30 protein-coding genes are annotated in these 25,672 nt (G+C 71.4%); 16 read left to right on the forward strand and 14 right to left on the reverse strand.

The genetic code is table 11. The annotated features are described in order from the left end of the window. Window positions 1–19: 19 nt before the first annotated feature. Together O5O46_RS22285 and O5O46_RS22290 are read right to left on the reverse strand one after the other, a co-directional pair. Window positions 20–322: a hypothetical protein gene (locus tag O5O46_RS22285; RefSeq protein WP_269857298.1), complete on the reverse strand. Its 303-nt coding sequence runs from the start codon at window positions 320–322 to the stop codon at window positions 20–22. Window positions 323–328: 6 nt separating this feature from the next. Then, window positions 329–961 carry an ATP-dependent Clp protease proteolytic subunit gene (locus O5O46_RS22290; protein ID WP_269857299.1) on the reverse strand — a complete coding sequence of 211 codons (633 nt, stop codon included), beginning with the start codon at window positions 959–961 and terminating at the stop codon, window positions 329–331. Between the two features lie 112 nt (window positions 962–1,073). On the opposite strand from O5O46_RS22290, the gene O5O46_RS22295 reads away from it, so the two are divergent. From O5O46_RS22295 to O5O46_RS22335, 9 genes are all read left to right on the forward strand, one after another. After that, a complete protein-coding gene (locus O5O46_RS22295) occupies window positions 1,074–1,367 on the forward strand; it encodes a type II toxin-antitoxin system Phd/YefM family antitoxin (protein WP_269857300.1) in 294 nt (97 codons plus the stop codon). Between the two features lie 201 nt (window positions 1,368–1,568). Continuing rightward, window positions 1,569–1,871 carry an urease subunit gamma gene (locus O5O46_RS22300; protein WP_269857301.1) on the forward strand — a complete coding sequence of 101 codons (303 nt, stop codon included), beginning with the start codon at window positions 1,569–1,571 and terminating at the stop codon, window positions 1,869–1,871. A gap of 25 nt (window positions 1,872–1,896) precedes the next feature. Then, window positions 1,897–2,208 carry an urease subunit beta gene (locus tag O5O46_RS22305; protein WP_269857302.1) on the forward strand — a complete coding sequence of 104 codons (312 nt, stop codon included), beginning with the start codon at window positions 1,897–1,899 and terminating at the stop codon, window positions 2,206–2,208. Continuing rightward, window positions 2,201–3,943, forward strand: a complete 1,743-nt coding sequence (locus O5O46_RS22310) for an urease subunit alpha (protein WP_269857303.1) — start codon at window positions 2,201–2,203, stop codon at window positions 3,941–3,943. Before O5O46_RS22305 ends, O5O46_RS22310 begins: the two co-directional genes overlap by 8 nt. A gap of 16 nt (window positions 3,944–3,959) precedes the next feature. Further along, window positions 3,960–4,649 carry an urease accessory protein UreF gene (locus tag O5O46_RS22315; protein ID WP_269857304.1) on the forward strand — a complete coding sequence of 230 codons (690 nt, stop codon included), beginning with the start codon at window positions 3,960–3,962 and terminating at the stop codon, window positions 4,647–4,649. A 31-nt stretch (window positions 4,650–4,680) separates the two neighbouring features. Continuing rightward, the gene (ureG, locus tag O5O46_RS22320; RefSeq protein ID WP_269857305.1) at window positions 4,681–5,424 is read left to right on the forward strand and encodes an urease accessory protein UreG; all 744 of its coding nucleotides are present in this window, start codon (window positions 4,681–4,683) and stop codon (window positions 5,422–5,424) included. After that, entirely contained in the window at window positions 5,421–6,230 is an 810-nt protein-coding gene (locus O5O46_RS22325) for an urease accessory protein UreD (RefSeq protein WP_269857306.1), read from the forward strand. Before ureG ends, O5O46_RS22325 begins: the two co-directional genes overlap by 4 nt. A gap of 198 nt (window positions 6,231–6,428) precedes the next feature. Continuing rightward, complete coding sequence (locus tag O5O46_RS22330) at window positions 6,429–8,012, forward strand: alpha/beta hydrolase (RefSeq protein WP_269857307.1); 1,584 nt, start codon at window positions 6,429–6,431, stop codon at window positions 8,010–8,012. A 180-nt stretch (window positions 8,013–8,192) separates the two neighbouring features. Further along, complete coding sequence (locus O5O46_RS22335) at window positions 8,193–8,825, forward strand: DUF1707 SHOCT-like domain-containing protein (protein WP_269857308.1); 633 nt, start codon at window positions 8,193–8,195, stop codon at window positions 8,823–8,825. A 4-nt stretch (window positions 8,826–8,829) separates the two neighbouring features. On the opposite strand, the gene O5O46_RS22340 is transcribed toward O5O46_RS22335, so the two are convergent. The 7 genes from O5O46_RS22340 to O5O46_RS22370 form a co-directional block, all read right to left on the reverse strand. Then, the gene (locus O5O46_RS22340) at window positions 8,830–9,051 is read right to left on the reverse strand and encodes a hypothetical protein (protein ID WP_269857355.1); all 222 of its coding nucleotides are present in this window, start codon (window positions 9,049–9,051) and stop codon (window positions 8,830–8,832) included. 96 nt (window positions 9,052–9,147) lie between these two features. Beyond that, window positions 9,148–9,861, reverse strand: coding sequence for a lysophospholipid acyltransferase family protein (locus tag O5O46_RS22345; RefSeq protein WP_269857309.1), 714 nt, complete (start codon window positions 9,859–9,861; stop codon window positions 9,148–9,150). A 13-nt stretch (window positions 9,862–9,874) separates the two neighbouring features. Next, the gene (locus O5O46_RS22350; RefSeq protein ID WP_269857310.1) at window positions 9,875–10,033 is read right to left on the reverse strand and encodes a hypothetical protein; all 159 of its coding nucleotides are present in this window, start codon (window positions 10,031–10,033) and stop codon (window positions 9,875–9,877) included. 81 nt (window positions 10,034–10,114) lie between these two features. After that, window positions 10,115–11,089, reverse strand: coding sequence for a cytochrome c oxidase assembly protein (locus O5O46_RS22355; RefSeq protein WP_269857311.1), 975 nt, complete (start codon window positions 11,087–11,089; stop codon window positions 10,115–10,117). Window positions 11,090–11,228: 139 nt separating this feature from the next. Further along, window positions 11,229–12,254 carry a 6-phosphofructokinase gene (locus tag O5O46_RS22360; RefSeq protein ID WP_269857312.1) on the reverse strand — a complete coding sequence of 342 codons (1,026 nt, stop codon included), beginning with the start codon at window positions 12,252–12,254 and terminating at the stop codon, window positions 11,229–11,231. Window positions 12,255–12,403: 149 nt separating this feature from the next. After that, the gene (locus O5O46_RS22365; protein ID WP_269857313.1) at window positions 12,404–13,135 is read right to left on the reverse strand and encodes a type 1 glutamine amidotransferase; all 732 of its coding nucleotides are present in this window, start codon (window positions 13,133–13,135) and stop codon (window positions 12,404–12,406) included. Window positions 13,136–13,171: 36 nt separating this feature from the next. Beyond that, window positions 13,172–14,410, reverse strand: a complete 1,239-nt coding sequence (locus tag O5O46_RS22370) for a Mur ligase family protein (RefSeq protein ID WP_269857314.1) — start codon at window positions 14,408–14,410, stop codon at window positions 13,172–13,174. Between the two features lie 457 nt (window positions 14,411–14,867). On the opposite strand from O5O46_RS22370, the gene def reads away from it, so the two are divergent. Continuing rightward, window positions 14,868–15,443: a peptide deformylase gene (gene def, locus O5O46_RS22375; protein ID WP_269857315.1), complete on the forward strand. Its 576-nt coding sequence runs from the start codon at window positions 14,868–14,870 to the stop codon at window positions 15,441–15,443. 6 nt (window positions 15,444–15,449) lie between these two features. Here def and O5O46_RS22380 read toward each other — a convergent pair whose 3' ends face one another. After that, window positions 15,450–16,091 carry a TetR family transcriptional regulator gene (locus tag O5O46_RS22380; protein ID WP_269857316.1) on the reverse strand — a complete coding sequence of 214 codons (642 nt, stop codon included), beginning with the start codon at window positions 16,089–16,091 and terminating at the stop codon, window positions 15,450–15,452. A 191-nt stretch (window positions 16,092–16,282) separates the two neighbouring features. Between O5O46_RS22380 and O5O46_RS22385 the strand changes: the two genes are divergently transcribed. Both O5O46_RS22385 and O5O46_RS22390 read left to right on the forward strand, forming a co-directional pair. Further along, complete coding sequence (locus tag O5O46_RS22385) at window positions 16,283–17,509, forward strand: acyl-CoA dehydrogenase family protein (RefSeq protein WP_269857317.1); 1,227 nt, start codon at window positions 16,283–16,285, stop codon at window positions 17,507–17,509. Between the two features lie 399 nt (window positions 17,510–17,908). Then, a complete protein-coding gene (locus O5O46_RS22390) occupies window positions 17,909–18,142 on the forward strand; it encodes a hypothetical protein (protein ID WP_269857318.1) in 234 nt (77 codons plus the stop codon). On the opposite strand, the gene O5O46_RS22395 is transcribed toward O5O46_RS22390, so the two are convergent. The 3 genes from O5O46_RS22395 to O5O46_RS22410 form a co-directional block, all read right to left on the reverse strand. Beyond that, window positions 18,139–18,330: a hypothetical protein gene (locus O5O46_RS22395; RefSeq protein WP_269857319.1), complete on the reverse strand. Its 192-nt coding sequence runs from the start codon at window positions 18,328–18,330 to the stop codon at window positions 18,139–18,141. The genes O5O46_RS22390 and O5O46_RS22395 overlap by 4 nt on opposite strands. Window positions 18,331–18,393: 63 nt before the next feature. After that, window positions 18,394–18,669, reverse strand: a complete 276-nt coding sequence (locus O5O46_RS22400) for a hypothetical protein (RefSeq protein ID WP_269857320.1) — start codon at window positions 18,667–18,669, stop codon at window positions 18,394–18,396. Between the two features lie 190 nt (window positions 18,670–18,859). After that, entirely contained in the window at window positions 18,860–20,968 is a 2,109-nt protein-coding gene (locus O5O46_RS22410; RefSeq protein WP_269857321.1) for an FUSC family protein, read from the reverse strand. Between the two features lie 356 nt (window positions 20,969–21,324). On the opposite strand from O5O46_RS22410, the gene O5O46_RS22415 reads away from it, so the two are divergent. The 3 genes from O5O46_RS22415 (at window position 21,325) to fahA (ending at window position 23,583) form a co-directional block, all read left to right on the forward strand. Beyond that, entirely contained in the window at window positions 21,325–21,861 is a 537-nt protein-coding gene (locus tag O5O46_RS22415) for a winged helix-turn-helix domain-containing protein (protein ID WP_269857322.1), read from the forward strand. Between the two features lie 170 nt (window positions 21,862–22,031). Further along, entirely contained in the window at window positions 22,032–22,169 is a 138-nt protein-coding gene (locus O5O46_RS22420) for a hypothetical protein (protein WP_269857323.1), read from the forward strand. 187 nt (window positions 22,170–22,356) lie between these two features. After that, entirely contained in the window at window positions 22,357–23,583 is a 1,227-nt protein-coding gene (gene fahA / locus O5O46_RS22425; protein ID WP_269857324.1) for a fumarylacetoacetase, read from the forward strand. A gap of 73 nt (window positions 23,584–23,656) precedes the next feature. Here fahA and O5O46_RS22430 read toward each other — a convergent pair whose 3' ends face one another. Beyond that, window positions 23,657–24,421 (reverse strand): G1 family glutamic endopeptidase, encoded by a 765-nt coding sequence (locus O5O46_RS22430; protein WP_269857325.1) that lies wholly within the window; start codon window positions 24,419–24,421, stop codon window positions 23,657–23,659. 251 nt (window positions 24,422–24,672) lie between these two features. Between O5O46_RS22430 and O5O46_RS22435 the strand changes: the two genes are divergently transcribed. Then, a complete protein-coding gene (locus tag O5O46_RS22435; protein WP_269857326.1) occupies window positions 24,673–25,641 on the forward strand; it encodes a helix-turn-helix transcriptional regulator in 969 nt (322 codons plus the stop codon). Window positions 25,642–25,672: the final 31 nt, after the last annotated feature.

Below are 25,672 nucleotides of genomic sequence, written 5' to 3' on the forward strand. Positions count from 1 at the left end.
GCCGGTCAGGAATAGCCCGTCAGAGTGGTGGGGCGGGGATCGCCGGTAGCCGGGAGCGCCGTTCGCCGTCCAGTACCTGTAGCGCCCGCACCAGGGCCGGGCCGTGCACTTCGTGCTCGCCGCGCTCGTGCATCAGCTCCAGCGCCTCGCGCAGCCCGTTCGCCGTGCCCACCAGGGCCTGGGCGGCGCGCAGCGCGGAGTACGTGTCGGTGCAGCGGGCCGGGTTGATCCTGCCCAGCAGGTCGACCGTCTCCAGGTAGCGGTCCACCAGGGCGCCCTCCGCACGGGTGAGCGCGGGCAGTCGCGGTAGTTCGGGGAGCACCGGCGGTCACCGCTCCCTGAGCGACAGGGCGGCCTTGCGGTCGCGGGCCAGGTGGTCCACCAGTCCGTACGCCACGGCGCCGGGGCCGTCCAGGACCGTGACGCGTTCCAGATCGTCGTGGATCCGTTCCAACCGCTGGCCGGTGTGCTCGGCGAGCAGTCGCTCCGTCAGCTCCCGTTGCCGACGGATCTCGTCGGCCTGGATCTCCAGGTCGGAGGGCTGGCCGCGGACCGGCTCCGGGATGCCCGGCTGCTCCAGGAACACCCGCGAGCTGGGCAGCGCCAGCCGCTTGCCCGCGGTGCCCGCCGCCAGGAGTACGGCCGCGGCGGAGCCCGCCTGGCCCAGGCAGACCGTCTGGATGTCGCAGGTGATGAACCGCATGGTGTCGTAGACCGCCGACATCGCGGTGAACGATCCGCCAGGCGAGTTGATGTAGAGCTGGATGTCCTGTTCCGGAGCGGCGTGTTCCAGGTGCAGTAGCTGCGCCATCACATCGTTCGCCGAGGTGTCGTCGATGGGCGCGCCGAGGAAGACCACCCGCTCGGAGAGCAGCTTGGAGTACGGATCCATCGTGCGCAGGCCGTGGGTGGTGCGTTCGGTGAACTCCGGAAGGACAAATCGGGCGGTTGGCCGGATCATGCTCCACACCTCCATGGCGCAGGCGCGCCGCTGGGAACCATCCCGCCGTGAGGCCAGGAAGTGGCTCGTCTGTAAAAAATGTACAGGACGTACATCCCGTTATGATGGGAGCATGGCGCACGAAGTTCCGGTGACACAAGCCCGAGCCGAACTCGCGGAACTGATCAACCGCGTGGTCTACGGCGGTGAACGGGTCGTCGTGACACGGCACGGCAAGCCCCTCGTCGCCCTGGTGTCCGCCGCTGACCTGCGGCGACTCGAAGAGGGCGACGAGCAGAGCCAGGAGCCGGTGATCAGCACCGTCTCCACCCAGGTCCCCGGCGCGTCCGCCACCGGCGAACGCCGCCGCTTCGGCATCGCCGCCCAGCACATCGAACCGGGGACGCCCCGCCGCGACACCACCTGACCGCCCGAAACCCCCTACGCGGGGCGTCCTTTACGCGGTGGAAACAGCGCCGAACCCATGGCGTAACCACCCTGCAAAATCCTGGGAAGCGGCAGGTCAAGTGCGGTTTCGCCGGGGGTACAGTGCGGGCGGTGCCGTCCCGGGAGGGGCGATCGCGCCAAGTGCTCCGGTCGGTCACCAGGTCAACTGTGAGGTGTGCGCATGCAACTGACTCCGCATGAGCAGGAGCGCCTGCTGATCCATGTCGCGGCCGATGTGGCGGAGAAGCGACGGGCCCGGGGGCTGAAGCTCAACCACCCGGAGGCCGTGGCGCTGATCACCTCGCACGTACTGGAAGGCGCCAGGGACGGCAACACGGTCGCCGAACTGATGGCCTCCGGCCGCAAGGTGCTCACCCGGGGCGAGGTGATGGACGGCATCCCGGAGATGCTGCACTCGGTACAGGTCGAGGCCACCTTCCCGGACGGCACCAAGCTGGTCACCGTCCATGACCCGATCGTCTGAACCGGCTGACAGGACAGGGCACTTCATGATCCCCGGAGAGATCCTCCTCGCCGACGCGCCGGTAACCCTCAACGAGGGCAGGCCGATCACCCGGCTCACCGTGCTCAATACCGGCGACCGACCGGTACAGGTCGGCTCGCACTACCACTTCGCCGAGGCCAACCCCGCACTGGGCTTCGACCGGGCCGCCGCCCACGGGCTGCGCCTGGGGATCGCCGCGGGCACCGCCGTACGCTTCGAGCCCGGCATCCCGGTCGAGGTCGCACTGGTGCCCATCGCGGGCGCCCGGATCGTCGCGGGACTGCGCGGCCAGACGGCGGGGGCACTGGATGACTGAGTCCGTTCACCCGCCGGTCCGGCTCGACCGCGCCGGGTACGCCGACCTGTTCGGCCCCACCACCGGCGACCGGATCCGGCTCGCCGACACCAGCCTGCTGATCGAGATCGAGCGGGACCTGTCCGGCGGGCCCGGCAACTGCGGCGACGAGGCGGTCTTCGGCGGCGGCAAGGTGATCCGCGAGTCGATGGGACAGTCCAGGGTCACCCGGGCGCAGGGTGCACCGGACACCGTGATCACCGGCGCGGTGATCCTCGACCACTGGGGGATCATCAAGGCCGATATTGGTATCCGCGATGGACGTATATCCGCCATCGGCAAGGCGGGTAATCCCGAGACCATGGACGGCGTCCATCCGGGACTGGTCATCGGGCCGGAGACGGAGATCATCGCCGGAAACGGCAGGATCGTCACCGCGGGCGCCATCGACGCGCATGTCCACTTCATCTGCCCGCAGTTGGTCGACGAGGCGCTGTCCTCCGGGGTGACCACCCTGGTCGGCGGCGGTACCGGCCCGGCCGAGGGCAGCAAGGCCACCACCATCACCCCGGGGGCCTGGCACCTTGAGCGGATGTTCCAGGCGCTGGACTGCTCGCCGGTCAACATCGGCCTGCTGGGCAAGGGCAACACGGTCAGCGCCGAGTCGATGTACGACCAGCTGCGCGCCGGAGTCATCGGCTTCAAGGTGCACGAGGACTGGGGCGCCACCCCGGCCGCCATCGACGCCTGTCTGACGGTCTGCGAGGCCAGCGGGGCGCAACTCGCCATCCACACGGACACCTTGAACGAGGCCGGGTTCGTGGAGGACACCCTGGCCGCGATCGCCGGACGCGGTATTCACGCCTACCACACGGAAGGTGCGGGCGGTGGACACGCGCCGGACATCATCACGGTGGTCTCCCGGCCGAACGTACTGCCGTCCTCGACCAATCCGACCCGACCGCACACCATCAACACCGTTGAGGAGCACCTCGACATGCTGATGGTCTGCCACCACCTCAACCCGACGGTGCCCGAGGACCTGGCCTTCGCCGAGTCCCGTATCCGGCCGTCCACCATCGCCGCCGAGGATGTACTGCACGACCTCGGCGCGATATCCATCATCTCCTCGGACTCACAGGCGATGGGCCGGATCGGTGAGGTCGTGCTCCGCACCTGGCAGACCGCCCATGTGATGAAGGAGCGCCGGGGCGCCCTGCCGGGCGACGGCCGGGCGGACAACCAGCGTGCTCGTCGATATGTCGCCAAATACACCATCAACCCCGCGGTAGCCCAGGGCCTCGACCGCGAGATCGGCTCGGTCGAGGAGGGAAAGCTCGCCGACCTCGTGCTGTGGGAGCCCGCGTTCTTCGGCGTAAAACCACAACTGGTCATCAAAGGCGGGCAGATCGCGTACGCGCAGATGGGCGACGCCAACGCCTCCATCCCGACCCCGCAACCGCTGCTGCCCCGGCCGATGTTCGGCGCGACGGGCCGGGCGCCGGGCGGCAACTCGGTCAACTTCGTGACCTCGTCAGCGCTCGACGCCGGACTCGCCGACCGGCTGGACCTCGGCAAGCGGTTCACCGCCATCGGCAGCACCCGCGCCGTCACCAAGGCGGACATGCGGCAGAACGACGCCCTGCCGCGGGTGGAGGTCGACCCGGACTCGTTCACGGTGCGCATCGACGGGGAGGTCATCGATCCGGCGCCGGCCGCCCAACTGCCCATGGCCCAGCGCTACTTCCTGTTCTGAGGCGCGAGGACACGGCATGACGACCACCACGACCGGCCGCGCCGCGCTGCTGGTCCTCGCCGACGGCCGCTTTCCGGCGGGCGGGCACGCCCACTCCGGTGGCGCCGAGGCCGCGGTGGCGGCCGGACGGGTGCACGACGCGGTGTCCCTGGAGGCGTTCTGCCGGGGACGGCTGGGCACCGCCGGGCTGGTCGCCGCCGCACTCGCCGCCGCCGCGGCGGCCGGCGTGGATCCGCTGCTGCTGGACGAGGCAGCCGACGCCCGTACCCCCTCGCCCGCGCTGCGGGCGACCGGCCGCAAGCTCGGCCGCCAGTTGATGCGGGCGGCGCGCGCCTGCTGGCCGTCGCCCGCCCTCGACGCACTGGCGGCGGCCCGACCGCGCGGCGTCCACCAGCCGGTGGTCCTCGGACTGGCCGCCGCCGCGGCCGGACTCGGGCCGCTGGACGCGGCGTACGCGGCGGCGTACGAGGCGGTCAGCGGACCGGCGACGGCGGCAGTGCGGCTGCTCAGCCTCGATCCGTTCGACGCCACCGCCGTGCTCGCCCGGCTCGCCCCCGAACTGGACCATGTCGCCCAACGGGCCGTGCTGGCCGCCGAGTCGGCGCTCGACAGCGATGTCGACGCGCTACCGGCCGCCTCCGCGCCACTGCTGGAGATCGCCGCGGAACAGCACGCCGCCTGGCCCGTCCGCCTCTTCGCCTCCTAGCCCACCCGTACCCCACCGCCCGGAGCCGACCATGCACCTGGACCACCCCGAGACCTACCCCCAGCGGCACGCCCACGCATCGCCCGCCAGCGCCCTTTCAGGGAAGCGCGGCGCGCCCACGTCTTCGGGCGCCCCGGCCGAGCGGCCCGACGGCACCCGCCGGGCACTGCGGATCGGGCTGGGCGGACCGGTCGGTTCCGGGAAGACCGCGACGGTCGCCGCGATCTGCCGCCAACTGCGCGACGAACTGTCCATCGCCGTGGTCACCAACGACATCTACACCCGGGAGGACGCCGAGTTCCTGCTCCGTAACGCCGTTCTTCCGCCCGAGCGGATCACCGCGGTGGAGACCGGCGCCTGCCCGCACACCGCCATCCGGGACGACATCTCCGCCAACCTCGAAGCCGTGGAGGACCTGGAGGAGAGCGTCGGTCCGCTGGACCTGGTGCTCGTGGAGTCCGGCGGCGACAACCTCACCGCCACCTTCTCCAAGGGGCTGGTCGACGCGCAGATCTTCGTGATCGACGTGGCGGGCGGCGACAAGATCCCGCGCAAGGGCGGCCCGGGGGTCTCGACCGCCGACCTCCTCGTGGTCAACAAGACCGACCTGGCGCCGCTGGTCGGCGCCGACCTGGGGGTGATGGCAAGGGACGCCAAGGCGCAGCGGGGCGAACTGCCGGTCGCCTTCACCGCGTTGACCGAACCGGACGGCATCGCTCCGGTGATCGGCTGGGTCCGTGAGCGGCTCGCCGGGTGGACCGCGGCGGCGGTATGACCACCGTCGCGCTGCCCTGCGCCGCTCCCAGCGGGGTGCGCGCCACCGCGCGGATCGTGGCCACTCCGGACGGCCGTGGCGGCACGGCGCTGCCGGTGCTCGACGGGGCGGGACCGCTGGCGCTGCGCCGCACCCGGTCGGCCCGGCCGGGTGCCGCCCAGGTCACGGTGGTCGGGGCGATGAGCGCGCCGCTGGGCGGCGACCACCTCTCGCTCCGGGCGCGGGTGCTGCCCGGGGCACGGCTGACGGTGGGCTCGGCGGCGGCCACGGTCTCACTGCCGGGGCGGAACGGGGCGCGCGCCGGGTACGACGTGCGGCTGACCGTGGGAGCGGGCGCGGAGCTGCGCTGGTTGCCGGAGCCGTTGATCGCGGCGGCCGGCAGCGATCTGGCGATGACCACCCGGGTGGAGCTGGCCGAAGGGGCCCGGCTCGTGCTGCGTGAGGAGTTGGTGCTGGGCCGGGCGGGGGAGCAGCCGGGACGGCTGGCGAGCAGGCTGACCGTACGCGGGGGCGGCCGGACGCTGCTCGACCAGGAGATCGCCGTCGGTCCCGGGGCGCCGGGATGGTCGGGGCCCGCGGTGCTCGACCGGTACCGGGCGATGGGCCAACTCCTCGTCGTGGAGCCGCGTTTCGAGGAGCACGCCCCGCCCGCGGCGGCGCTGCCGTCGGACCCGGCCGAGGGGGAGGCGTTGCTCACCCCGCTCGCCGGACCGGCCGTCCTGGTAACCGCGCTGGCCCGGGACGCCTTGACGGCTCGTCGACTGCTGGACGCCGGCCACGCGGCGGTGGCGCCCTCGGCGGGGTAGCCGCCGCCGCTGGTCGGCTGCTCTACGCCAAGCGGCGGCACTGGGATGGCGGTGGGTCAACCCGCGGGCGAGTCTTACGAAATGGTAAAGAATCCTTGGGAACGCCTGTGCCGATCCTGTGGCCGAACGCCAAGATCCTCTTGCACCTGCTTGATCGATGCCGCTGTCAGCGGCACTCCAGCAGAGAGGGGAAATTCTTTGAGACGCATTGCCGTGCTCGGCGCCACCGGGGCCCTGCTCGCGGGTACCATCGCCGCGGCTCCCGTGGCCACCGCCGGGGACCTTACGCCGGGCGGTGCCGCACAGGGGGTGAGTGCCGAGGCGCGCGGGGTGGGCGTCGCGGCAGCACGTGCCGCGAAGGCCGGTGTCCACTGGACCGACTGCCCGACCGCGTGGGGGCTCAAGTCCCCCGTCCAGTGCGGGTATGTGACGGTTCCCATCGACTACGCGCACCCCGACGGGCCGTCCATCAGGCTCGCCGTGGACCGGGTCCGCAGTACCGGCACCCCGGCTCAGCGCCAGGGTTCGCTGGTGTACAACCCGGGTGGACCGGGCGGCTCCGGGATGAAGTTCCCGACCCGGGTCACCACCAAGAACCCGTTGTGGACCAAGATCGCCCAGGCCTACGACTTCGTGGGCTTCGATCCGCGCGGCGTCGGGCGCTCCGCCCCGATCAGCTGCGAGGACCCGCGCGAGTTCGCCAAGGCCCCCAAGGCCGACCCGGTACCCGCGGACGCGGCCGACAAGCTGGCGCAGCGCAAGCTGGCCAAGGAGTACGCGGACGGGTGCGCGCAGCGCAGCGGGGCGCTGCTGCGCTACATGACCACGCCCAACACCGCCCGCGACATGGACGTCATCCGCGCCGCGCTCGGTGACAGGAAGCTCAACTACCTCGGCGTCTCGTACGGCACGTATCTGGGCGCGGTCTACGCGACGCTGTTCCCGACCCATGTGCGCCGCCTGCTGGTGGACAGCGTGGTCAATCCCGACCCGAAGGACATCTGGTACCAGAACAACCTCAGCCAGGATGTGGCCTTCGAGGGCCGGTGGAAGGACTTCGAGAACTGGGTCGCCCGGTACGACAGCGTGTACCACCTCGGCGGCACCCGGGCCAAGGTCCAGCAGCAGTGGCTGAGGCTGCGTGTCACCGCCAAGCGCCAGCCGATCGGCGGCGTGGTCGGCCCGGCCGAGCTGATCTCCTTCTTCCAGAACGCGCCCTACTACGACCAGTACTGGCCGATCATCGCCGACGCATGGGGCAAGTACGTCGCGGGTGACGCCCGGCCGCTGGTCAAGGCGGCGGGGCCGGACTACACGAACGCGGCGGCGGCGGAGAACTCGAACGCCGTCTACACGGCCGTGGAGTGCAACGACGCGCACTGGCCCACCAGTTGGAGGCGGTGGGACCGGGACAACACCGCGCTGAACGCCAAGTACCCGTTCATGACGTGGTCCAACGCGTGGATGAACCTGCCGTGCGCCACCTGGACCCAGCCGCAGCACACCCCGGTCGACGTCCGCTCGCACCAGGGGCTGCCGAGCGTGCTGATCGTGCAGAGCACGCGTGACGCGGCGACCCCGTACTCCGGCGGGGTGGAGCTGCACCGCAGGCTGGCCGGCTCGGAGATGATCACTGAGCGGGGCGCGGGCTCGCACGGTGTGACGGGCCTGGTGAACCCGTGCATCAACGACCGGGTGACCGCCTACTTCGTGGACGGGCGGCTCGACGGCCACGACGTGACCTGCGGCCCGCACGCCGGGCCGGTGCCCAACGCCAAGTGACTCCTGTTTGAACGCGGTTGATGTGGTGCCGTGCTCCTGAACGGGAGCGCGGCACCGTCGTCTTCGGGGCGGAGGGCGGCGTGGTGGCAGGGCATGGCGACGCGTATTGCCAGTCGCGGGTATCGCGATATAACGTGAGTCTCGTCGTAGTCCGCGCACGCCGTGGAAGAGGAAGACCTGATGTCCGCATCGGCCCCCGTACCCGACCCGGAACCCGCCCGACTGGCCAAGCTGCCCGGTGCCGCACCCGATCTGCGCGCCTCCGACGAGGAGCGGGACCGGGTGGCCGCCGTTCTCGCGGACGCGCTGGCCACCGGACGGCTGGCACCCGAGGAGCACGCCGAGCGGCTTGAGGCGGTCTACGCCTCCCGTACCGTCGGTGACCTCGTCCCGATCACCCGGGACCTGCCCGTGCCCGCCGCCGAACCGGCGCCCGCGGCGCACCTCGACGCCGCGCCGGTCACGGCAGTGTTCAGCAAGATCCGCCGCGGTGGCCAGTGGCCGGTACCGCCGCTCACCGAGGTCCGCTCCACCTTCGGCGCCGCGGTGATCGACCTGCGGCACGCCGTCTTCACCCGGCGGGAGGTGGTCATCGACGCGAACTCGTTCGGCGGCAAGATCGAGATCCTGGTGCCGGACAACGCGCGGGTCTACGACACCGGCACCGCCCTGTTCGGTAAGCGTTCACTGCCCGGCGGCAAGGGGCCGCAGGGCGAGGACGGTCCCGTCGTCCGGATCACCGGGCGGTCGGTGTTCGGCCACGTACGGGTGATGCGTGGCGGATTCAAGTGGCCCTGGCGCGACTTGAGTTGACCGGTCAGCCGCGGAGGAAGTCGCGCAACCAGCGGTCCTTGGACGGGTAGTCGAACAACTCGTGGCCCCTGGGGAAGATCTCGGTCGGCCCGCCGGAGACGACGCGCCAGTCCCGGCCGCCCGGTGCGCCCCGGTCCACTCGGCGGTGGCTGGGAGCGACTCGAAGTACCCCGATTACCGGGCGGTAGCCCAACTCCCGTTCGGCCTCGGACAGATCGAGCACCATCGGATGTGGGGGCGACCACGGCGTACCGCCCACCGCCCGCGGGACCACGGGACCGGACGCGGCAACCGCTGTTCTCGACGGGCGGACCCGTGGCCGCTAGGCGGGCCTGCGCAGGTGGTGGGTGGAACCGCCGTGTTCCGACTCGGCCTTGACGTCGGGGGCGTAGCGGTCGACGTACTCCTGACCGGACAGCTCCATGATCGCGTACATGATCTCGTCGACGATCGAGCGCAGCACGTACCGGTCGTGTTCCATCCCCTCGAAGCGGGAGAAGTCCAGCGGCCTGCCGAACCGTATCGTCACCCGGCGGACCTTCGGCACCAGCCGCCCCGGCGGCTGGATCTCGAAGGTGCCGATCATCGCGCACGGCACCACGGGTGCGCGCGCCTGGAGCGCCATCACCGCCACTCCGGTGCGGCCCTTGTAGAGCCGTCCGTCGTGCGATCGGGTGCCCTCGGGGTAGACGCCCATCAGCTCACCGCGCTCCAGCACCCCGAGCGCCTCCGCGACGGCCGGGTGCGCCGCCTTCCCGCCGGTACGGTCCACGGGGATCTGGCCCGCGCTGCGGAAGAACGAGGCGATCAGCGCGCCCTTCAGGCCCGGACCGGTGAAGTACTCCTGCTTGGCGAGGAAGGTGATCCGGCGCGGCAGCACGGCGGGCATCAGGAAGTGGTCGGAGAAGGAGAGGTGATTGCCCGCGATGATCGCCGGACCCTCCTCCGGTATGTTCTCCAGCCCTTCGATACGCGGGCGGAACAGCAGCTTCAGCAGCGGCCCGAGCACCACGTACTTCAGAACGTAATAGAACACTGCGGACGCCTCCTCAGGTCCGCCGGGTCAGCGCGGTGCCCGTGGTCAGCAGCCCCAGCACCACCCAGCCGAACCACAGCCACCCGTTGCTGCCCAGCGCCACGGTGTACGCGGTGACCACCACCAGGACCACCAACGTGCACACCGTCATCGCCTTCGCGGATCCCGGCATCGCCCCAGCCACCTCCGAAACCATCGTCGCCCCGCAGCGGTGCCTACCGCTACGGGGCGACGACGGATAACGCGCGCCGGGTCAGCGACCGCGTCCCTGGAGCGAGGCCAGATAGGCGTTGTACGCCACCAGCTCCTGGTCGCCGTCGCGGTCCGCCGCCCGGTCCTTGCGCCGGGACTGCCGCTGCTCGGAGAAGTACCACTGCATGACCAACGCGATCAGTACCAGCACCGACGGGATCTCACTGAACGCCCAGGCGATCGCACCGCCCGCGTGCATGTCCGACAGCGGGTCCACCCCGAGCGAGGCGGGCGGATGCTCGAACGTCTTGATCATCGGCTGGCTGGCCATCATCAGCGCGATGCCGAAGAACGCGTGGAACGGCATCCCCATGAACAGCTCCAGGATGCGCATCACGTACCCCGGCCGGTGCGGTCCCGGGTCGACGCCCATGATCGGCCAGAAGAAGACCAGGCCCACCGCCAGGAAGTGCACCATCATCGCGATGTGCCCGACCTTGCTGCCCATCAGGAGGTCGAACAGCGGGGTGAAGTACAGCGCGTACAGGCTCGCGATGAACAGCGGGATGGTGAACGCGGGGTGCGTGATGACCCGCATGTAGCGGCTGTGCAGCAGGGCCACCAGCAGTTCGCGCGGCCCCTTGCGGCCACGGCCCGCGGTGGGCAGCGCCCGCAGTGTCAGCGTCACCGGCGCGCCGAGCAGCAGCAGGATGGGGGAGAGCATGCTGATGATCATGTGCTGCACCATGTGCACGCTGAACATGACCATGCCGTAGTCGTTCAGTTTGGTGCACATCGTCACGCCCACGGTCAGCACACCCGCCGCGAACGCCACCGTGCGGACCACCGGCCACTGGTCGCCGCGTCTGCGCAGTCGGACCACGCCCCAGCCGTACAGGCCGAGGGCCAGCAGACAGCCGATCAGGAAGAACGGGTCCCCGCTGAACTGCAGGCCCCGCGCCAGCGTGAACGGCGGCATATCCATGTCCATGTGCATGCCGTGCATGCCCGACATGCCGTGCCCGCTGTGATCCATCCGCAACTCTCCTGTCGCACCTAGCGCGGGGCGCCCCTTTGCAACCGATTCGACCGATGCGCCCGCACCAGACTAGAGCCGCCCCCTCCCGAGGCTTCGGGCGGGGGCGGCTCGTTGAACGCTCATCCGAATCGCACTGCTACAGCACACACTCCGCCTCGACGTACCGCTCGGCGGGCACCGTCTTCAGATGGTCGACCGCCTCGGCAAGAGGCACCAGCACGATGTCGGTGCCGCGCAGCGCCGTCATCATGCCGAAGTCGCCGTTGTGCGCGGCCTCCACCGCGTGCCAGCCGAACCGGGTGGCCAGCACCCGGTCGTAGGCGGTGGGCGTACCGCCGCGCTGTACATGGCCGAGGATCACCGGACGCGCCTCCTTGCCGAGCCGCTGCTCCAGCTCGACCGACAACTGCCGGGCCACTCCGGCGAACCGCTCGTGCCCGTAGATGTCGGTGCCGCCGGTCTCGAACGCCATCGAGCCCTCGCGCGGCTTGGCGCCCTCGGAGACCACCACGATCGCGAACTTCTTGCCCGCCGCGAACCGCTTGCCGACCAGCTCGGTCAACTCCTCGATGTCGAACGGCCGCTCCGGAACCACGATCGCGTGCGCACCGGCCGCCATGCCCGAGTGCAGCGCGATCCAGCCGGTGTGGCGGCCCATCACCTCGACGATCAGCACTCGTTGGTGCGACTCGGCGGTGGTCTTCAGACGGTCCAGCGCCTCGGTCGCCACCATCACCGCGGTGTCGAAGCCGAAGGTGACATCGGTCGAGGAGATGTCGTTGTCGATGGTCTTCGGCACGCCCACGATCGGCAGCCCCGCGTCCGACAGCAGCCGGGCCGCCTTCAGCGTGCCCTCACCGCCGATGGGGATGATCGCGTCCAGGCCGAGGTCCTTGACGTGGCCCTTGGCCCGCTCGACACCGTCACGCAGATGCGCGGGCTGCACCCGGGACGAGCCGAGGATGGTGCCGCCGCGAGCGAGAATGCCACTGACCGCGTCCAGGTCCAGCTTGCGGTAGTCGCACTCCAGAAGACCCTTCCACCCGTCGTGGAAGCCGATGACCTCGTCACCGTGGTCGGCCACGGCGCGGTGCACCACCGACCGGATGACGGCGTTCAGTCCGGGGCAGTCTCCGCCGCTGGTCAGCACACCAATACGCATTGCTCTCGCTACTCCTGCACCTGCAAGTCAACCGGCGACCGGACCCCGTCGTCCGGAAGGACCCCGACAGCCTATCCATACGGGGGAAACAACGGTCCGTCGTGCCGGTTTCGTCCGGATGACGGAACCGGCACGCTCCGTTCGGCGGCTCAGGCCGACGCCTGCGTCGCGGCGGCGATCCGCTCCGCGCGCAGCGCCTCGTACCACTGCTCGTCGACCGGCGGCAGCGCGTGCACGTCCAGCGCCAACTTCAGCAGCATGTCGGCGATCTGCGGGTTGCGGGCCATCACCGGGCCGTGCGCGTAGGTGCCGAAGACCGTGTCGCACCAGGCGCCCTCGGTGCCGTCGCCGGTGCCGTTGCCGCTGCCGAAGCGGAGCCGGGCGAACGGGCGGGCGCTGGGGCCGATGACGGTGTTGCCCTGGTGGTTCTCGAAGCCGGTCAGCGGCGGCAGGCCGAGCCGCTCGTCGATGTCGCCCATGATGTCGCCGACGTGCCGGGCGCCCTCGTTGCGGACGCTGCGCACATCGAGGATGCCCAGGCCCGGCTCGGGGCGGCCGAGGTCGTTGATGAACTCGGTGCCCAGGATCTGGTAGCCGGCGCAGACCGAGAAGACGATGGCGCCGTTGCCCACCGCCCGGTTCAGTCCGCCGTCCCGGCGCAGCCGTTCGGCGGCGAGCCGCTGCGGGCGGTCCTCACCGCCACCGATCAGGTAGATGTCGCCCGAGGTGGGGATCGGCTGGTCGGAGCGTACGTCGATACGGGTGACGGGGATGTGCCGCTGCTGGGCGCGGCGCTCCACCACCAGGACGTTGCCCTGGTCGCCGTAGGTGCTCAGCAGGTCGGGGTAGACCCACACCAGGCGCAGGCTGGTGTCGCTCATGCTCGCAATCCTTCTGTAGGAGTCCTGGTAGGTGGGTCAGTTGCCCACTGTACGGCGCAGGTCCTGGAACGCCGTGTAGTTGGCGATGACCTCGATCTTGCCGGGGGGAGCCGAGCGCACCGCCTCGTCCACGTCGGCGCAGACCCGGAACTGGAGTCCGGCCACCTCAAGGCGGACCGCGAGGTCCAGCTTGCGGTCGCCGATCACGAAGATCGGGTGCCCGGCGAGGCGGGTGTAGTCGACGTCCCACAGCCACGAGGTGTCGGTGCCGTCCGCGCTGCGCGCGTTCACCGACAGCAGGACCGGGGCGGGCGGGCCGTCGATCAGCGAGAAGGTCTCCAACCATCCCGCCGGGTTCTTCGCCAGCAGCAGCCGCAGGTCACGGCCGAGGTAGGAGACCACGTCGTACCGTCCGGCGACCGCCTGCACGGCGTACATCCGCTCCAGTGCGATCTTGGGGGCCACGCCGAAGACCGCGGCGACGGCGGCGGAGGTGGCCGCGTTCGCCTTGTTGGCCCGGCCGGGCAGCTGCAGCTGGATCGGCCAGGCGACCCCGTCCGGGGCGACCACGTAGTCGCCGGACAACGCCCAGGTGGGCTGCGGGCGGCGGAAGCCGCACTCGGCACAGAACCAGTCGTCGCTGGGGCGCTGGAGCACACCGCCGCAGGACGGGCAGGACCAAGCGTCGTCCTTCCACTCCTGGCCCGCGGCCACCCACACCACGGTCGGGCAGGAGGACGCGGCCCAGGCGACCAGCGGGTCGTCGGCGTTGGCGATCACGATCGCCTCGATACCGGCCAGGCCCTCGCGCCACTTCTCGGCGAGCATCCGGGTCTCGCCCGCGCGGTCGAGCTGGTCGCGGGAGAGGTTGAGCAGCGCGATGGCCTTCGGGGACACGTCGCGGGCCACGCCCGCCAGGTACTTCTCGTCGACCTCGATCACGCCGTACCGGGCCTCCGAGCCGCCCGCCAGGGCGGAGGTGATACCGGCTGGCATGTTGGCCCCGAGCGCGTTGGAGACGACGGGACCGGCCGCCCGCAGCGCCTCGGCGATCAGGCGGGTGGTGGTGGTCTTGCCGTTGGTGGCCGACACCAGGACCACGTCCAGGTGCCCGGCGAGCCGACCCAGCAGCTCGGGGTCGAGCTTGAGGGCCACCCGGCCGCCGATCACCGATCCGCTGCCGCGGCCCGCGGCGCGCGACACCGCCGCCGCGGCCTTGCCTGCCGTCACGGCCAGCTTCGCCCGCGGCGACAGCGGCTCCGAGTTGCCTGCCATCGTCTTTCGATCCTCCTCGCGTTCGACACCGGGCCTCCGGGTGCGTCCTCCACCACCGCCTGGATGGGGGTGGCGCAGCGCGTCCGCCGGTGCCGCACCGCGGCTGGGATGCCCGCGCGGGCCGCGCCGGTCCGCCGGGGCGGGAGGCTTCGGTCTCGGATCAGCCTATCGAGTCCTCGGCCCGGCCCCGCACCGCGCCACCGGGCGCCTGCCCCGGTACCGGGGCAGGCGGGGGTCGGAGTGAGGTGTGCGACCGGCCGCCAGGAGGGTGAAACGCCCTGTTTCGGGCGGGCGTTGGGGGTTGACCTTCGATGGGTCGCGGGCGGTTGGGCCCGGCCGGTTCGCTCGCCGTCGCGGCGGACAGTCACACCTCGGGTTCTCGCATCGTGGACGTGGGCTCACGACGGCGAGCCCCGGTCGGCCGGGGGGCCGGGCGCGGCGACGTAACCTTGCGCTCATGCACCATTCCTCCGGGGCGGGTCCCGGACCCTCAGGCCGGGCGATCCCCGGCAGCTCGGGAGCCGTACGGCCGATGCGGCTGCTCGGCGACCCGGTGCTGCGGTCGGCGGCGGCCGAGGTGACCGACTTCGACGCCGAACTGGCGCGGCTGGTCGAGGACATGTACGCCACGATGTACGCCGCCGACGGGGTGGGGCTGGCCGCGCCCCAAATCGGCGTGCCGGCGCGGGTGTTCGTCTACGACTGCCCGGACGACGAGGACCGCCGACACCTGGGCGCGGTGGTCAATCCGCGGCTGACGGAGGCGAACGGTGTGGTGGTCCCCGGGACGGAGGGCTGCCTGTCGCTGCCCGGTGTCACCGCGACCACCCCGCGCTTCGACCACGCGGTCGTGGAGGGGTACGACCTGGGCGGTGCGCCGGTACGGGTGGAGGGCACCGGGTTCTTCGCCCGCTGCCTGCAACACGAATGCGACCACCTGGGCGGCGGGTTGTTCACCGACCGGCTCACCGGCCTGCGCCGCCGCCGTGCCCTGCGCGCCGCCCGCCGCGCACCGTGGGCACGCGGCGGATAGGACGCCTCAGAAGCCGGGCCCGCCCGGGATGTCGCCCGCGGCGGCCAGGCGGCCCCAGAGCAGATCGGCGAGATGGGCCACCAACTGGGCGCGCTCGCAGGGTCGTTCGGCGAGCCACCAGTCTCCGGCCCCGTGCATCATGCCGACGATGCCATGGCCCCACACCCTGGCCAGTTCCTCGCTGTTGGGGCCGAGGTCGAGCCGCTCGGCGATGATCTTCGCCAACTCCTCGCCGAGTCGGCGCAGTAGGGGCGCGGAGTAGCGCCTGGTGTCGAAGTCCTTCTCGGCGTCCGCGTCCTCGGTGGGATGCATCAGAAAGCGGTACACCTGGGGACGCGCCTCGATTGCCGCCAGGTACGCGTCCAGGGTGGCCTCGACCCTGTCACGACGGGCGGTGCGGGAGTCCAGCGCGGTGCGCAGGGTGTCCAGCAGCGCGTCGGTGTGGCGCTTGGCGAGGGCGCGGTACAGGCCGCTCTTGTCGCCGAAGTGCCGGTACAGGATGGGCTTGGTGATCCCCGCCTCGGCGGCGATGGCGTTCATGGACGCCTCGGGTCCGTCGCGCAGCACCACCCGGTCCGCGGCTTCGAGCAGCTCCCGGCGCCGGTTCTCCGTCGCTTGCTGCTGGTCCAGTCGCTGGCTGGTCTGCATCGAGCCTCCCCGCCCGTTCGATTCCGCACGCTGTGCGCAACGTACTGCATTTTCCACCGAACGCCGCAACGCCCGGCGTCCGTGCCAGGGGCGGAGGCGGGCGCGGCGGTGCGCGGATCGGCGGTTGACATCCCTACCGGCTGGTAACACACTGCGTGTTACCGTAAGTAACAAGCAGGTGGAGGGGAACCATGGGCGACTTCGCGCTGGAGCTCAACGACGACCAGAAAAGCGTCCGCGACTGGGTGCACGGATTCGCCGCGGACGTGATGCGCCCGGCCGCCGCGGAGTGGGACGAGCGCGAGGAGACGCCCTGGCCGGTGATCCAGGAGGCCGCCAAGATCGGCCTGTACTCCATGGACTTCTACGCCCAGGCGTTCTTCGACCCCACCGGCCTCGGCATCCCGGTCGCCATGGAGGAGTTGTTCTGGGGTGACGCGGGGATCGGCCTGTCCATCGTCGGCACCACGCTGGCCGCGGTCGGCGTGCTCGCCAACGGCACCGAGGAGCAGATCGGCACCTGGGTGCCGCAGATGTTCGGCACCGCCGACGACGTGAAGGTCGCCGCCTTCTGCTCCTCCGAGCCGGACGCCGGGTCGGACGTCTCCGCCATGCGCACCCGCGCGGTCTACGACCAGGCCAGGGACGAGTGGGTGCTGAACGGCACCAAGACCTGGGCCACCAACGGCGGCATCGCCAACGTCCATGTGGTCGTCGCCGTCGTGGACAGCGAACTCGGTGCCCGCGGGCAGGCCTCGTTCATCGTTCCGCCGGGCACGCCGGGACTTTCCCAGGGGCAGAAGTTCAAGAAGCACGGCATCCGCGCCTCGCACACCGCCGAGGTCGTACTGGACGACGTACGGATCCCCGGCTCCTGCCTGCTCGGCGGCAAGGAGAAGCTCGACGAGCGGCTGGCGCGCGCCAGGGAGCGGCAGCGCGCCGGCGGCGAGCGGATCAAGAACGCGGCGATGGCCACCTTCGAGGCCTCCCGGCCGGCGGTCGGCGCCCAGGCGGTCGGCATCGCCCGCGCCGCGTACGAGGTCGCGCTCGACTACGCCAAGACCCGGGTCCAGTTCGGTCGCCCCATCATCGACAACCAGGGCGTCGCCTTCGCCCTCGCCGACATGCGCACCCGGATCGACGCCGCCCGCCTGCTGGTCTGGCGCGCCTCCTGGATGGCCACCGCGGGCAAGCCGTTCACCGCCGCCGAGGGCTCGATGTCCAAGCTCTACGCGGGCGAGACCGCGAAGTGGGTCACCGCCCAGGCCATGCAGGTCCTCGGCGGCAACGGCTTCACCCGCGAGTACCCGGTGGAACGCATGCACCGCGACGCGGCCATCTACACGATCTTCGAGGGCACCAGTGAGATCCAACGACTGGTGATCGCCCGGACGATCTCGGGGCTGCCGATCCGGTGAGACATCCGCGCAGGTCATGAGGCGACTTCCGGCCCGCTGCCGGTCGAACGGCGAGTGCCCTTCCGGTGGTCCCGGAAGGGCACTCGCACATGGTCGAAAACTGAATGGCAGAAATCTGGGCGGCCGGGCACCGGCGGGATTCCCGCCCGCGCCTTCGCTCCCCGCACCACCGGCCTTGACGCCCGGCCGGGCAGCCGTCGGGCGGTGCGCCGGGGCAACGGGAGAACAGGTCTGCCACACTGTACTTGCGGCCCCGCTGTCTCCCCCGTCGGCGGGGCCGCACTCATGCCGCCCGCCGCCGTCATGCCCCGCTGGAATTCCCGCAGTTGACCGCTCGGGGCGCTTCGCCACCGGATACGCGACGGGGCAGGCAGCCCGCGACCGCGAGATGATGACCCCATGATTCAGCCCAGTCAACCGATCCAGCTCACCCCCGAGCAGTTCGACATCTTCCGTGCCGAGATGGAAGAACACAACCGTCAGTCCGCGCCCAACAACTCGCAGCCGCACTGTCCGAGGTGCGTCCAGCGTGCGGAATCGATCTCGGCGACCAACGCCCCGCACTACATACTCTTCTTCGAGCCCTGCGGCCACCAGTTCACGCTGCCGAACACCGCGGAGTGGAAGCCCTAGGCGGCGATGGCGTACTGCTGGCTGTCCCGGTACGCGGCGACCCATTCCCGCTGCCACTCGGCGAGTTCCAGCCGCTGCTCCCGCGTCAGGCGCCCGCGCCGGGTGAGTGCCCGGATCGCCGTCTGAGCCCGTGCAAGACGCTGCCCCGCAGGCACACGCGTCGTAGGCGGCTCAGGGGTGCGGGGCATGGCGATCAGTCTACGGGCAGGCACTGACAAACTGGCCCCGTCGAGCGGGACGGCATATGCCGGTCAGCCCTGTCGGCTGGCCGCCACCGCATCCGTACACCCCTCCGCCGTCAGGGCCTTCTCCTCGATCCCCAACTCGCCTGGCACCGCCCGCACATCACCCGACGCCACCTGCGACTCGTGCTCGTCGACCAGCGTCCGGACCTCGGTGAACGTGCAGCCGATCTTCGGTACCCGCACCAGCGTCGCGAGCATCGACCGGCCGCCCGTCGAGCACCGATAGTTCCGGCAGTGCTTCTCGAACGCGACCACCGGGGTATAGCCCAATCCCTTGAGCATGGCGTGTACCGCGCCCGGATGTGATCCCGTCCCGGCTGCGGCGATCCCGGCATCGGATCGAGCAGCACCGCGCATATCACCTCGACGGCCAGCCCGATGTGGCCCTGGCGACGCTGGAGCACGCGCACGATGCGGCCCCTGACCCCCGACTCCCCTTCACGCGAGGGTAGATGTAAGGGCCATCGGTCCGCTATGCTTCTGGTGTCGGGCGCCGCTTCCCCCGTGCGGCGCCCGAACCTCTCTCTTCGCGTACGGCGGTTGTGGACGGCCGTACCGCGTTCGCCAGGTCCTCCAGCGCTTCCGCGATGAGTTCAGTGGCCCGTGCCAGAGCCGGATCAGCGGTCCGTTGCCGCAGGGTGCTCAACGACGGTTGGAACGGGCTGCGTTGGCGGATCGCGGCCGACCCGGACGCGGTCGCCGCGCGTACCGCCTGGGCGAACCCCTCGGCTTCCGGGATCGGGGGCGCGTCGCGGGGCGGCAGATGGGCCTCCAGGAGCATTCCACCGCGGGCCATCAACGTCAGTGCGTCCTTGGCGAGTTCGCTCGCCCGGGGCGACAGTCCACGATGGCGCACCGGCTCGGCGCGGGCCCGGCCGACGGCCTGGTCCCAGGCCAGCCGGGCCGAGCGGAACTCCAGCAGCGCCTCGCGCACCCGGCGGTGGCGGCGGCGGTCCGCCGGGTGGGCGTAGCAGGCGACCACCTCCGCCGCGTACCGCCCGGTCGCCTCAAGCCAGTCGGCCAGCCGCTCACGCAACCGCGTCGTCTCCCAGGTCGGGAAGACCGCGTACGCCGCCATCGCCAGAGCACCGCCGAGCAGCGTCAGCAACACCCGGTCGGTGACCGCTTCGTGCCAGCCGACGCCGGCCATGCCGAGCAGGAAGACCACGTACGCCGTGAGGCAGGCGGAGGCCACCGCGTACCCGGTGCGCAGCAGCAGGTTCATCAACCCCACGCAGAACACGGCGAGTCCGGCGCAGACCAGCGGCCCCGGAGCCGCGAACCGCATCACCGCACCGGCCACCAGCAGACCGGCCAGGGTGCCGGCGAACCGCGCCACCCCGCGCGCGTACGTCTGCGAGAAGTCCGGCCGCAGCACCACCGTCGAGGTCACCGGTGCCCAGTAGCCGTGGCCCAACGGCAGTACCCAGCCCAGGACATAACCCAGCGGCGTCACCACGGCCAGCCGTACCGCGTGCCTGAGCACCGGAGAGTCCCAGCGCAGCTCGCGCCGTACCGCCCGCAGCGCGAGCGGCATGAGCTTCGGCACGGTCGGGCGCAGCAGCGCGCCCTGCACGGCCGCCTGGTCGGCGGCGCTCGGGCCGTTCGCCTCCTCGACGGCCTCTTCGAGCAGCGCGGCCAGCCGTCCGGCCGCCCGCCGCGCCGGACCCCGAAGTGGCGAGCCGCCCTCCGGTTCCTCCAGCACCGCGGCGACCTGGCCGGGCAGCCGCACCGGGCGGCCGGTACGGATCGCGTGCGCCACCGCGTCCAGTACCTCGGCGGCGACGGCGAGCAACTGGCGCGCCCGTTCCCGCTCCGGCCCGTCGGCCGCCGCGCCCAGGGCCGGATCCGCCAACGAGGCCAGCACCGGCCGGATCCGCTCCGCCACCGCGCGCACGCCGCGCAACTGGGCCGGGCGCCGCCGGGCCTGCCGCGGGCTCAGGGTGGCAGCGCTGCGTGCCGTCATCATCGGCTCCGGGTCGAACGGCGCCATCGGGTCGTGCCGCAGCCGACGCGCGTAGTCCGCCACCGCGGCGAACGCCTCGGCGAGCGCGTCGCGTTGAGCGCCCCAGCGGCGGATCGGGAAGGCCACGATCAGGGCGGCCTGCACCAGACCGCCGAAGGCGATCACCCCGGCGTGCCCGAGCGCCCCCGGCAAGCTGGTGGGCAGCGTCACCACGACCAGCATCACCGTGACGGTCAGTGAGGCGACCACGCCGCTGGTCGGCCCGAGCGCCCAGGCCATTCCGGCGCCCAGCGACCAGACCGCCAGCAGGGCGACGAACGCGGCGGTGTGGCCCGCCGCCAGGTATCCGAGGAAGGTGCTGAACGCCAGTCCGCCGCCGGCGGCGAGCGCCAGCACCGGGCGCGGCCGCCAACTGCGCTGGAAGGTGGCCATTCCGGCGGCGAAGGCCCCGAACGCGGAGGACGCGGCGAACGCCGGGGTGGTCAGCCACAGTGCCGGCGCGACGACGACAGCCACTCCGGCGGCACCGCGCAGTGCCGCCAGCGGCTCCAGCCGGGTCCGCTCGACGGCCAGACCGGAACGGACCGCCTCGCGGAGCGAGCGCTGCCAGGTCATGCCCGGATCATAGGGACGAATCCCGGCGGAACGGATGTGCGTCCCCGGTTGCGCACGGCGTGTATCGGCCGGATTTCCGGCCGGAAACATGTGCCCTACAACAACTGACGCGACGGGTACAGGCTTTCTGGTTCAATGGGCCCATGGCCAGCTTGATTGAGACCGCGACGGGTCGCAGTGACCTTGAGCCGTTCTGGCCGTCTCGGCAGGCGCACCACTTCGACCGCCTGTGTTGCCGCGCGACCCCCGCGCGGGCCCGCGTCCACGGCTGATCGCCAACGGCCATCGCCGTCGGTACGGCCCGGCCCCGCGCACGACGTCCCACACGTCCCTTCGCGCGAAAGAGCCGAGACTCCATGCCGAACATCTCCAACACCCAGACCCTGCACGCTCCCGTCCCGGCCCGCCAGCGGCTGCGCGCCGTACGGCCCGACGAGGTCATCCCGGCGCCGGACTTCCTGCCACCGGGCGCCACCTGGATGCCCGCCCCTGGGCACTCCCTGCCCGCGGTCGCCGGGCAGCCGCCGATGGTCGGCTACCTGGTCCTGGTCCCCGCCGACCAGGCCCCGCCCGTGGTCACGGCCGAGCCCGCCGGTTCCGACGACCCGATCCACATCGACCACGAACGGCGTACGGCGAGCATCGACGGGCGCCAGCTGGACCTGACCTACCTCGAATTCGAACTGCTGGCGCACCTGGTGGCCCATCCGCACCGGGTGCACACCCGCGACCAGCTGGTGAACACCGTCTGGGGATACGGCCACGTCGGTGACGGGCGCACGGTGGACGTGCACGTCGCCCGGCTGCGCCGCAAGCTCGGCCCCGAGCACCGGGCGGGCATCGTCACCGTCCGCCGGGTCGGGTACAAGTACGCGCCTGTCGCCGGCGACTGACCAGGTGCCGTGCCGCGGTGCCCGTTCCGGCGGGCGTCGCGGCGCGGGCCGTGACCACGGTGGCCCTCGCGGCGTTGTTGGTGCTGGGCCGCCCGGGCGGGGAACCATAGCCGTGGGGTGGGCGTCCTGATGTCCATCACCTGCTCCGACCGGCTTAAGGATGCGCAGCGATGAACGCGAGCCAGGACGCCGAACGCTCTGCCCCCGACACCGATCCGTCCCCCGAGACTCCGCGGGAGCGCCAGCCGCGGCTCCAGCAGCAACGTGTGGACGTTCGGCGCCGGTTGATGGCCTTGCGCCGCTGGTAGCCCGTCCGGCGGAACATTCCCCCGCACGGCGTCGAGCCGTCGCCCGTCGCGGCGGACACCACCCGGGTGGCCGAGACCCGCCTGCCAGGGCACCGTGAGATGCTCAACCCCGCACCCCCGCCGAAGGCGTTCAGGCCGTAGCCTTACCTCCGCGTTCACCCGCGACGTGGAAGGCGAGGCACCACAGATGCCCGAAGTCAGCCCGCTGGATGCGGCCGTAAACGGCCCGTTCGGCCCGCACAATCTCCCGTACGGGGTCTTCACCACCGCCGATGCCCCCGGCTCCGCGCGGATCGGCGTGCGGATCGGCGACCATGTGCTCGACGCGGGCGCCGCCGCCCGCGCGCTCGGCTCCGAGGACGCGGAACTCCTCTCCCAGCCCGTGCTCAACCCGCTGATGGCCGCGGGTCGGCCGGTGTGGCGGCGGGTGCGCGGCGCGCTGACCGCCTGGCTGACCGAGCCCGAGCACCGGCGCACCGTCGAACCGCTGCTGCACCCGCTCCACTCGGTCGTACTCCGGTTGCCGTTCGAGGTCGCCGACTACGTCGACTTCTACGCCAGTGAGCACCACGCCACCACCGTCGGCCGGATCTTCCGCCCGGACGGCGACGCCCTCACGCCGAACTGGAAGCACCTGCCGATCGGTTACCACGGACGGGCCGGAACGGTCGTCGTCTCGGGTACCGATGTGGTCCGTCCCACCGGTCAGCGCAAGACGCCGCACGATCCGCAGCCGGTCTTCGGCCCGTCGACGCGGCTGGACTACGAGGCCGAGGTCGGCTTCGTAGTCGGCACGCCGTCGCGGCAGGGGGAGCGGGTGGAACTGGACGCGCTGGCCGACCATGTCTTCGGTGTCTGCCTGGTCAACGACTGGTCGGCGCGCGACATCCAGGCGTGGGAGTACGTGCCGCTGGGTCCGTTCCTCGGCAAGTCCTTCGCGACGTCGGTCTCGCCGTGGATCGTGCCGCTGGACGCGCTGGAGGCGGCACGGGTCGCACCACCGGCCAGGGACACTCCGCTGCTGCCGTATCTGGACGACGCCAAGTCCGAGGGGTGGGGCCTGGACCTGCGGCTTGAGGTGGCGCTGAACACAGAGGTGGTGTCCCGCCCGCCGTTCGCCACGATGTACTGGACGGCGGCGCAGCAACTAACCCATATGACGGTCAACGGCGCATCCCTGCGCACCGGTGACCTGTTCGCGTCCGGCACGGTCAGCGGTCCGGGTGACGACGAGCGCGGCTGCCTGCTGGAGCAGACCTGGAACGGCCGTGATCCGCTGCGGCTCAGCGGCGGCGCCTCGCGGACCTTCCTGGAGGACGGCGACGAGGTGGCCATCACCGCCTGGGCGCCGGGTCCGGACGGCAGGCGGGTGGGCTTCGGCGAGGTCACCGGCCGGGTGTCGCCCGCCGTATGACCGAGCGGGGGCGCCCGGACCGGTCGCGCGGTCCGGGCGCCCCTTGTGGTTCCACGCTAACGCGGGTCGGCCGTCAGTAGCGGATGACGCTCGGCCGTTTGGCGGGCGCGTGCGGCGTACGGGCGAGACCGCCGCCCGGTGTCATGGAGAACGAGCCGCCGGACAGCGGGCCCGGCGAGTAGCCGCCGCTGGTGAACGACTGCGGGTTCGTCGCGTCGAACGACTGGCCGTCCACGGTCACACCGGAGAAGTCCAGTTGGCTGAAGGACGGATAGCTCTGGGTGGGGGACTCGATGACCGCTTCGGCGCTGACGTTCTCCGCGCCGAGGTTCTGGTCGACGTGTTCGGTCCAGCCCTTGGTGTTGTCGGTGAGCGTCAGGGTGTAGCTGCCGCCGCCGTTGGAGACCACGGAGGCGGTGATGCTGTCGCCTTCGGAGACCGGGTCGTTCCAGTACACCGGCGCGGCGGGGTACATCTCGTACCAGGCGGAGAGCACGGGCGAGCCGCTGGAGCAGTCGGTCTGCACACCGGTCTGTTCCACGGTCTGCGAGCCGTAACCGTCCAGGCCGACCCAGGGGGCGAACAGGTCGTTGCTGCTGTTGCAGGTGACGTGCGGTTCGGTCCAGGAGCCGCTTATGGTGCTGAAGCTTCCGGTGGCGACGTAGCCGCCCCAGTTGCTGTCCTGGAAGCGGCCGGCGTGCGGGCCGAAGCCCGTGGAGGCGACGGCCGCTGACGTCCCGGCGCCCGCCGGGACGAGAGCCGCGGCGGCGAGCAGCAGACCCGCGGCTGCCGCTCTGCCGGTGAAACGCTTGCGTCTGGTTCCTGCATTCGTGCCCATGTACCGGTCTCCTGTGGGGGATGGAGTCGATGTTCGGGGGCCTGTCAGACCGGGGTTCATCGTGGGTGTGGCCTGCGTGAACCCTCAAGAGTCAGGCGCCAACCGGAACCCGCCATGGCGAGAACATGACACAATAGCGGGTGGTGGCGGGTACCGCTCGTCGAGCTTCGCCCGCCCGGAACCGAAGGGCGGTCAGGGTGTTCCCAGCCGGTTTCCACACGGTGTCAGGCGGAACCCACTGGTCGGCGCCCATGCGCTCGGCCTCGGGCGGTCTGCTCGAAGGCCTTGGCATCCCAGAAGCGGAACAGAACACCTATCTACGTGTCCTCGCCTCTCCGCACTGTACGGCAGCCGGTCTTGCCGCGGAGTTGGGCATCACGGCCGACCGAGCCGAGCGGCTGCTGGCCGCGCTCGCCCAACACGGCCTGGTCGCCCGGCATGACGGTGCTCCGGCCCGCTGGTCGGCCGCGGCGCCCGACGTCGCCATCGAGGCGCTGCTGCTACGCCGGGAGGAGGAACTGCTGCGCACCCGCGGCCGGGTGGGCGAACTGATGCGGGCCTACCGGCGGGCGCAGCAGCCGCAGGCGGCCGATCTGGTCGAGGTGGTCACCGGCCAGGCCGCCATCGCCGACCGCTGGCGGCAGATGCAGGACGGCGCACGGCGGCATCTGCTGCTGTTCGACAAGCCCCCGCACATCTCGCGCACCGACACCGAGCTGGAGCGCTCCCTGCTGGCCCGCGGCGTGCGCATCCGCGCGGTGTACGAGGCGGGCTCGGTGAGCGCCCCCGGCCGACTGGCCGAGATTCGCGAGGTGGTCGCGGCGGGGGAGGAGGCCCGGATGCTGCCGGAACTCCCGTGCAAGCTGGCCATGGTGGATGACCGCTGGGCGATGCTGCCGGTGGCCACCGGCTCCGAGTCGCAGGCCGCCGTGCTGGTCCGCGCCTCGTCCCTGCTGGACGCGCTGAACGGGATGTTCGAGGCGTACTGGCACCGGGCGGTGAGGGTGCCGGACGCGAGCGGTCCGCCGCTCGGCTCGGGGGACCGCAAGGGTGAACTTCTGACGCTGCTGTCGGCCGGGTTCACCGACGACAGCATCGCCCGCCAGTTGGGCGTCTCACCGCGCACCGTCCAGCGGTGGGTGCGCGAGGTGATGGACGCCCTCGGTGCGCGGACCCGGTTTCAGGCGGGCATCCAGGCGGCTCGCGCCGGACTGCTGTAGTACCTCGTGGTTTGTGATGCTCTGCCGTGGA

This window comes from Streptomyces sp. RPT161 (genome assembly GCF_027533845.1).
GTDB classification, from domain to species: domain Bacteria; phylum Actinomycetota; class Actinomycetes; order Streptomycetales; family Streptomycetaceae; genus Streptantibioticus_A; species Streptantibioticus_A silvisoli_A.